Below are 7414 nucleotides of genomic sequence, written 5' to 3'. Positions count from 1 at the left end.
TTCTTATACAGTCGGTACCGACCATGAGTCCGAAGTCGATCGCTCAGAAAGTAAAGAGCATCACGGCACGTGAAGTTTTCAAGAAAAACCCTGAAGTTAAGCAAAAGTTATGGGGTGGAGCATTCTGGAGTTCAGGATATTTTATGAATACTGTCGGCCAGCATGGTAATGAAGATGTAATTGCAAATTATGTCAAAAACCAAGGCAATGCGGAGTACAAGCAGCTACACCGGAAGGAAATAAGTCCGAACCAAATCAGTCTGTTTATGGACTGACCACTCAAGTTGCACTGAGGATACCCCGCAGCTTGCTGCGGGGTAGTTCATTCTGTGACTAGCTAATCATTCTTTAAGCTCAATAGAAGGAAGACCCATACTACCGGTCAGCAACTTTCACTTTTGGGAATAGAGCAATATTTCGCATTAAAGTTCAATGAGAATAAAGGGAAGCTAGAAACTACATACTGAGCCATAGATGGGTAAAGGCAAACAAGATACAGAACGGTCCCAAGCTCCATAGCCCATTTACCTTCCTTAAGATGAAGCCAACTCAAACCTGCTGTTATTTAGGCTTTGGTGCCCAGGCAACACACCAGCCCCCCTCCTCTACCTTGCGGCCACCAAACAGAGTGCAGCCATTGTTTTTATCTGCTTGAAAGAACATGCAGTTTTGACAGGTGCTTCCAGCCACATATTTTGAATTCTTACTGGCATCAGAAGCCTTCTTTACATAGTTCAGTCCCTGCGCCTGAGGTTCATCTTCCTGAACCTCTCCAGTGGGAGCCGGAGCCGCCTTTGAGTCCAGCGACACCAAAGGAATCAGTCCGCAGGCCAGCCCAAGCTGCATAAACCGTCTTCTGTCCATTTTTTGTCCTCATCGAGTGTCTTTCGACTGCATTATTTTGTACGCAATTTTATTCAAAGCAGATCTTTCCTTATTTAGCAAAATACTCTTATTTACTACCGGTAAGTTCAGTTACCGGTAGTAAAAGAATAACTTTAATACTATTAATACCAGTATTATAATACTGGTATTAATAGTTCATCTTAGAGTCAGAATCATGGAAAACAAGGCGACTGCAGAGAATCAGAAGGAAATTCAGCGTAGAGAACTGGTTTTCAGAGTTCTGGACGACCTGAAAGCCAAGGGAGAAAGGATTAATGCGGATAAACTGGCTCGCCTCGCAAAAATGGGGAAACAGACTGTTCTGCCCTACTACAACGAATGGCGCTTTCTTGATGATGCAGAAAAAGAAGTCGATGATGAGCTGCCAGCAGACCTTGTTCGGGTCCTGAAGCGCTCTTTATTGCAATGGAAGCACGATGCCACAGCGAGTCAGCGTGACTTTGAAGACCAGGCCAACCAGGAGATTGATGAGCTACAACAAATCGTTCATCGACTGTCCGAAGAACAACTGAGTTTGAAGCAGCAACTGGAAGCTGTAGAAACCGAAAACCAGCAGTTAAAAGAAGCCAACGAGAAACAACTTCAGTATCAGGTAGATGCTGATAAAGAGATCGTTCAACTCAAGGAACAGTTTAATGCAGCTTCACAATCCAATATAAAGCTGGAAGAAACTCTTGCTGCAAGCAAGGAAGAACACAGCCACGCCCTCTCCTCTCTGGAAACAAAGCTGGATAATCAGTATCAGGGGCAGATCAACCATTGGATCAAAACAGTAGACAGTGAGCGCAGATTAAGGACAGATATTGAATCAAAATTGCAAAAGCAAAAAGACGCCGAGCTTGCCGCCGAGAAAGAGCGTAATGAGGTTCAATATCGCCTGGAAGCCAAATCCAAAGCTCATCTGGAGGCCTGTGAAGATAGAAATCGGTATAAAGCTGAAGCGAAAGAATCAGAACCCCACTCCCAGGCTATTAAAGAACTGGCTCTTCTTCTGAACCAGCCCATCGACAGCATAACTGAAGCAGTAAGACATTTACTGAGCATTGAGCAAAAAGCCAAGCATGGTGAGAATTTGCTAGCAGAGGCTGTCAAAAACCAAAAAGCTCTGGAAGACATCAACAAGTCTCTACAGATCCAACTCGACTCAAGCAAAGAACTGGAACGAGAAGTTGAGCGCCTTAAGGGCTACAACGATGCACTTAAGCTAACCATTGAGCAGAATAACGAGGCTCGCTCATGAGCCTCCCTGCTCTCTCAGAGTTATTGCAATTCCCGATCAAAGAGGATGACATTGTTTCATCCCATGATATGTCGGGTGCAGCTAATGACAGCGAAATATTGACCTTATTTCTAAACAAGTCTGCGGCTCGCTCAAGCGAAACATTAAGACGTTATGAGAGAGAGATTCTTCGCTTTACTGCCTGGCTCTACCAAGATATGAGTTCAGGCTATAAGGAAGTAAGGCTAAAGCATCTACAGATGTACCTTCACCATATCCAGAACCTGCCAGATCGCTGGTTAAAGAAAGGGGTTTTACCCGGTCAACCTGACAGAATTTTATTCAAAGGTTCCATACGTCCAGGTAAAAGTACAGATCAGGTCATTGACGTACTCTCTTCTTTCTTTTCGTTTCTGGAGAAAAATCGCTACACACTGGGAAACCCTGCCGTCTCATTGATTCGATCTGGTGAAAAGCAGTCTCGAGGCAACACTGTGATTCGCTTCTTTCATGAAGAGGAATGGCGTCATTTATTGCATTGCCTTGATCTTCAGGCAGAAGATTCATCCTATTCAGACTATGAAGCAGCACGAACCCGCTACATTATTATGCTCGGTTACAGTCTCGGACTTCGTGAGTCAGAGTTAACAGGGCATAGCTGCAACGATATCCACCCTGATAATGATGGCGGCTACTTTCTAAGCATTCTTGGTAAGGGACGTAAGCGAAGACAAGTCCCCCTTAATCAAAAACTGGTCAATGAAATCAAAGCCTTCAGAGCCAGCTACCAATACGAAGGACTTTTGGGTGATGACTTTCCACTGGCGCCCAGAACAAGGAGAGTGAACGGTAAACTGGCGGGACTCTCTTCCAGAGGACTGAGGTTCTGGTGGCAAAATTTTATGCGTTATTGTGCCTTGCAGGCAGAGAATAATCAGATGGCTGAACGGTTCTTATCGATGCCGTTTCACGCCATGAGGCACACTGCCCTTACACATCTGGCACAACTGATGGATATTGAGGATCTGGCTATTTTTGCGGGGCACGACTCCATCAACACGACCAGCCAGTATTACCACACAGAAGCTCGAAGATTGAAGAAGATGACAGAAGCACATTTTCTTTAACACTGACTGACTAGTTGAAATAACCATAGTGATGGAGCTTATTGCTCTATCACACTCAGTCGCTTACAACCTGTTGATCTTATTGGATTTAATAATTAAACCGCCTTATATCCCATTGTTCCGCCAGAGCACTAAAGAATACAAAGAATTTACATTCATTTATTGAGATCTATATTTTAACTGATTTGCTATCCGGCTAGATGTGTGGACCAGGGACTTCCATGACAGACGATGTTAACAATAACCTATTGCTTCATGGAGTATCCTGCATGAATCAGAAAGTCTTAGCGTCCGGTTATTTTCTATTCAGTATGCTGCTATTGGTTATACAGCCAATGGCTATTGCCAAACCACTGGCGCAGCACTCCCCAGCTGAGAACGGTCAGAAAGTGGTGGTAATGATTGAGCAAACTCGCTACTACGAAATAAAGAGCAGCATTGATATTTATCAGACGGATCTTGAGAAAGAAGGCTGGACCGTTCATCTTGAGTTACAACAAGGCTCAACTTTTGCAACGGCTGAAGAGTTCCATATACAAATCGATTCACTCTATGAAAAAGAGAAGATGCAGGCTCTGGTGCTGGTAGGTCGATTTCCCTTTTATTATTTCAGTACTCCAGACCTGATGTTAAGCAGCGACATCAAGAAAAAATCAATTATTTATACTTCCCGATTCTGGATCAGCCGCATCGACCCTTCCATGGCTCCCTACTTAAAAGAACTGCAGATAGATAAAGACAGTTATGAAAATCATCTTCTAAGAAACTACTTTTCACGGAACCACCTCTATCGCTCGTACAAAAAGACCTGTAAAAGCCCGGAAATCTGTAGCCGAATTCGCTACATTCAATCTCTTGCCGGACACATGCAGAAACTGGAGAAAGAAGCTGCAAGTCTAATTACAGCGGGTGAAGCAGTTTCAGTCGATACTCTTACTGACTTCATGAACAGACTCAGTCAGAAAGATTATTTCACTGCGTTTCATGTTTTCGGCACAGGTCATCCATTAAATGCTGAGGGTGATTTTGATATGGGCATAAAGCCCGACCCTGCCTTCCTGATGAAAAAATCTAAAGCCAATCACCAGCTATTGGTCTTATCCAGTGCAGCATCAGGCCGTCTGAATACCGAGAGCTCTGGCGCAGCACTACTGTTTGCCCCCTACAGCAGAACACTTGCGGTCATTGCTCCACAGAATGATATTCCTTACTACGCCTACCTGCGAAGCACTGTTCCGGATAAAGCCTCAAAAACAGTTGGCGATGCCTATCGCCGATCAAGCCTCCTTTCAACGTATCTGTGTGAATCTCATACATTGTTTAAGAAAGTCATTGACCTGGGCAAGCCGGAGCAGCTGAATGATGTTGGCTGGCTAAGTGTTAAACTTTTTGACTTTCTATGTCTCGTCGTCAATGAAGACAGAGACACTATTGGAACGTATCCACTCACCTTATTCGGAGATGGAACATTAAGACTTCCTCCAAGGCAGCCAAGTCATCCCAAGCCTCAGCAATCACCTGCTGAATCATTAGGCTTTTATAGCGAAGATATTTCAGAATTCACTCTGGACGAAGCCCTGTAAATGGCCTCCTGCTAAAGTTATTGAGTGAGCATCACATGGCCAGGGAAGGACATGAATTTCTGCAAGAGCTGTCGCAAACCGATTTATGGCAATGGGTTGGAAGCCCTCGGCAGCCATTGGCATCTGCACTGTTTCAACTGCCGCACCTGCAAAAAACCTCTTCTGAACAAGACTTTTATTGGCTTCAATGGGCGCCCTTTCCACCCCCGCTGCCTTAAATGCCCGGGCTGTAGGAAGACCATAAAGAACAAGTTCATTGAGAACGATGGCATGCCATGGCATCTGGACTGCTATCAAAAGCAGAACCATCCACTCTGCGCTGTCTGCCGAAGACCGTTGGCTGAACATTATTTAATGGACTTCTGGGGGAATGTTTTCTGCGACACTCACCAGGATTATACGAATTGTTCCAGCTGTCACCGGATCGTCTGCAAGAATATCACTGATGGCGGCATGTCCTTCCCAGACGGCCTGGTGATATGCAACCTATGTAATCTCAGAGGGGTGGATACACAGGAACAGGGCGACAGGTTAATGGAACAAATGCGGTCTGCACTAGCCTCTGTTGGTCTGAAACTTCATAAATCCAGTACACCACTAACACTGTGTGGCCGAGATGAGCTCAGAGAAGCCAGTCGTCATAATTTCCATAATGAACGACCCATACTGGGTCTGGCTCGCTGGAGCACAACCACAGCGGCCAGTGGTCAGGTAATAGCCAGAGAATTCAATGATATCCTGATACAAAAACACCTTCCCGAAGAGCACTTTCGAACAGTGGCCATCCACGAACTGACCCACGCTTGGTTCTTTTATAACAATTACCGGGACCTCCCTCTGGAAGTCGAAGAAGGCATGTGTGTCATGATGGAGTATATCTGGCTGAAAAATCAGGACACTAAAGATGCCGAGTTCCGCAGAATGGCCATCGAGAGCAGTGATGACCCGGTCTATGGTCTGGGCTTCCAGAAAGCTCGAGCCGCCTTAAAACTCATGCCCTTGAAGACCTTGCTGATTTTTATCAAAGAGAGAAAAAAATTCCCTACCCGCTGGAGCGCTTTCTTCTTCCAGTAAACCAATGCATCCAATGGCCGATTTAATTGTCAGGTACTTTAAACAGCCATTTATTATGATTTCAGGTTCAGATGACTCCCAACCCAAAAATCCACAGTCCATTGCTGAAGAGAGTTCTTCGGATGATGAAGTAAAACAAAAGTCTTTGGATGATAATGTTCCACCGTCCTCTCCTGACCATGACAGGCATTACGAAGAGGACACCGGCACTCAGGTCAGTCATCGTGCTACAGAAAGTACTGAAGTATCCCCCAAACTCTCTCGCCCTCCTGCGGCGACTCTCTCCAGTAAAGCTTTTGCCGAGAGAATCATTCAGGAAATGACGCCATTTTTACAACTTAATCAGCAACCTGGTGAAACACCTGAGCAATTTCAACAGCGACGGGAAGACATGAGAGCTTACAAGGTTCGCGTTGTCATCGAAAACCTGGATCAGTCTCTTGTTAAATGCATTAACAGGAGTGAACAGTTCTCAAAGCTAAAGCCAGCTCTTCAGTGTAATTTGTTGATGACTTTGATTTACGCCAAAATGCTGCTCAATGATCCTAAGGGTGTGCAAACAGTCATTGATTATGTGTACAGGGATTATAAGGATTATATCGATGATTTTTTTGAGGTATTAGCTCAATATCAGGATTTCAGTATCAACCCTGCTCGTTTAAAAAACCAGGAGGACATGGAATCCTTTATTAGCCTTACAGAACAAACCCAGTTTTTACCTGCTGTCTGGCTTTTAACTCAAGTTGCCGTCAGACCCGGTAATCATCTGGTGTCTCCTGGACGTGTCATTGACATGTTGAGCCATCTGGATACCACCAAGAATCTCAATAACTTTGTTCTCACAGCCTTTGGTCAGAGAGCCGACGATGTCGATATACCCTTTGAACTTACTCATGAAGATAACCAGACACAATTTCATCAGGCCATCTGGGTTTTTTCATCAGTCTTCACCGAACGCAAGAAAGAATTCTGGCCAGGCTCTGATAAGAGCTTCTCACCACAACTCCAGAAAGCGCTTCTAAAATCACTGCAGAATGCCGTAGAGTCACAAAAACGCCCGGAATTGGGTGAAGCCTTTTCTCAATTGACTCGAAGAGTCCCCCTTGCACGGACCCGCGATGGAAAAAAAGTCATGGAAATGATGACTGCTGCAGTAGCTGATGACCTTGGAATAGATAAAGTTGAGAAAGCATTTAAAAATCGACATTTATCTCGTTATCAGCGAGATATTTCCGGTCTGGTACTGGCCTGGCATATAAAAAGGCAAGGCTCTTAATGGATTCTGGGGAGCTGGTTGAGGACGAGTTATTTGACTATGAATAGAAGACGTTTTCTTGTACAAAAGTGTCATGAAACTTTATGACCTCCTCGACAACGCCAAGTGCTTTGAACAGATACGCCAGATTCGCTGGCCTGACGGGGTGAAATGCCCACACTGTGCCAGCTCAGACATAACCCGCCAAGGCAAGGACGATTCACAGCCTGACAGACAGAGATATTCTTGT

Annotated in this window: 8 protein-coding genes and 1 pseudogene; 8 read left to right on the top strand and 1 reads right to left on the bottom strand. The window is 44.9% G+C overall.

The features are described 5' to 3' along the window. Positions 1–275: IS200/IS605 family transposase (gene tnpA / locus WG89_RS27670; protein WP_153301653.1), on the top strand; the 275-nt coding region annotated here is incomplete at its 5' end. A gap of 286 nt (positions 276–561) precedes the next feature. On the opposite strand, the gene WG89_RS27665 is transcribed toward tnpA, so the two are convergent. Continuing rightward, positions 562–864 (bottom strand): high-potential iron-sulfur protein, encoded by a 303-nt coding sequence (locus WG89_RS27665; protein ID WP_079254096.1) that lies wholly within the window; start codon positions 862–864, stop codon positions 562–564. Positions 865–1060: 196 nt separating this feature from the next. Between WG89_RS27665 and WG89_RS27660 the strand changes: the two genes are divergently transcribed. From WG89_RS27660 to WG89_RS33095, 7 genes and pseudogenes are all read left to right on the top strand, one after another. Beyond that, positions 1061–2146 (top strand): coiled-coil domain-containing protein, encoded by a 1086-nt coding sequence (locus WG89_RS27660; protein ID WP_062270903.1) that lies wholly within the window; start codon positions 1061–1063, stop codon positions 2144–2146. After that, complete coding sequence (locus tag WG89_RS27655) at positions 2143–3252, top strand: tyrosine-type recombinase/integrase (protein WP_062270901.1); 1110 nt, start codon at positions 2143–2145, stop codon at positions 3250–3252. The genes WG89_RS27660 and WG89_RS27655 overlap by 4 nt, the downstream gene beginning before the upstream one ends. Positions 3253–3521: 269 nt before the next feature. Then, the gene (locus tag WG89_RS27650) at positions 3522–4835 is read left to right on the top strand and encodes a hypothetical protein (RefSeq protein WP_153301874.1); all 1314 of its coding nucleotides are present in this window, start codon (positions 3522–3524) and stop codon (positions 4833–4835) included. A gap of 51 nt (positions 4836–4886) precedes the next feature. Continuing rightward, a pseudogene (locus tag WG89_RS33100) lies at positions 4887–5015 on the top strand (LIM domain-containing protein); the annotation flags it as partial. A gap of 363 nt (positions 5016–5378) precedes the next feature. Beyond that, complete coding sequence (locus tag WG89_RS32475; RefSeq protein ID WP_245662991.1) at positions 5379–5909, top strand: protein DA1; 531 nt, start codon at positions 5379–5381, stop codon at positions 5907–5909. 55 nt (positions 5910–5964) lie between these two features. Beyond that, positions 5965–7185: a hypothetical protein gene (locus WG89_RS27635; RefSeq protein ID WP_153301873.1), complete on the top strand. Its 1221-nt coding sequence runs from the start codon at positions 5965–5967 to the stop codon at positions 7183–7185. A 73-nt stretch (positions 7186–7258) separates the two neighbouring features. Continuing rightward, the coding region (locus WG89_RS33095) for a transposase (protein ID WP_172806884.1) at positions 7259–7414 on the top strand (156 nt) is incomplete at its 3' end.

This window comes from Endozoicomonas arenosclerae (assembly GCF_001562015.1).
In the GTDB taxonomy this organism is placed as follows: domain Bacteria; phylum Pseudomonadota; class Gammaproteobacteria; order Pseudomonadales; family Endozoicomonadaceae; genus Endozoicomonas_A; species Endozoicomonas_A arenosclerae.
Note: the sequence above shows the minus strand (reverse complement) of the source record. Positions and strands in the feature narration are given on the sequence as shown.

What these genes read in the sequence shown, in the direction of transcription:
- WG89_RS27665 (WP_079254096.1), bottom strand. Translation starts at nt 864, where the DNA reads ATGGACAGAAGACGGTTTATGCAGCTTGGGCTGGCCTGCGGACTGATT.
- WG89_RS27655 (WP_062270901.1), top strand. Translation starts at nt 2,143, where the DNA reads ATGAGCCTCCCTGCTCTCTCAGAGTTATTGCAATTCCCGATCAAAGAG.
- WG89_RS27635 (WP_153301873.1), top strand. Translation starts at nt 5,965, where the DNA reads ATGATTTCAGGTTCAGATGACTCCCAACCCAAAAATCCACAGTCCATT.
- WG89_RS32475 (WP_245662991.1), top strand. Translation starts at nt 5,379, where the DNA reads ATGCGGTCTGCACTAGCCTCTGTTGGTCTGAAACTTCATAAATCCAGT.
- WG89_RS27660 (WP_062270903.1), top strand. Translation starts at nt 1,061, where the DNA reads ATGGAAAACAAGGCGACTGCAGAGAATCAGAAGGAAATTCAGCGTAGA.
- WG89_RS27650 (WP_153301874.1), top strand. Translation starts at nt 3,522, where the DNA reads ATGAATCAGAAAGTCTTAGCGTCCGGTTATTTTCTATTCAGTATGCTG.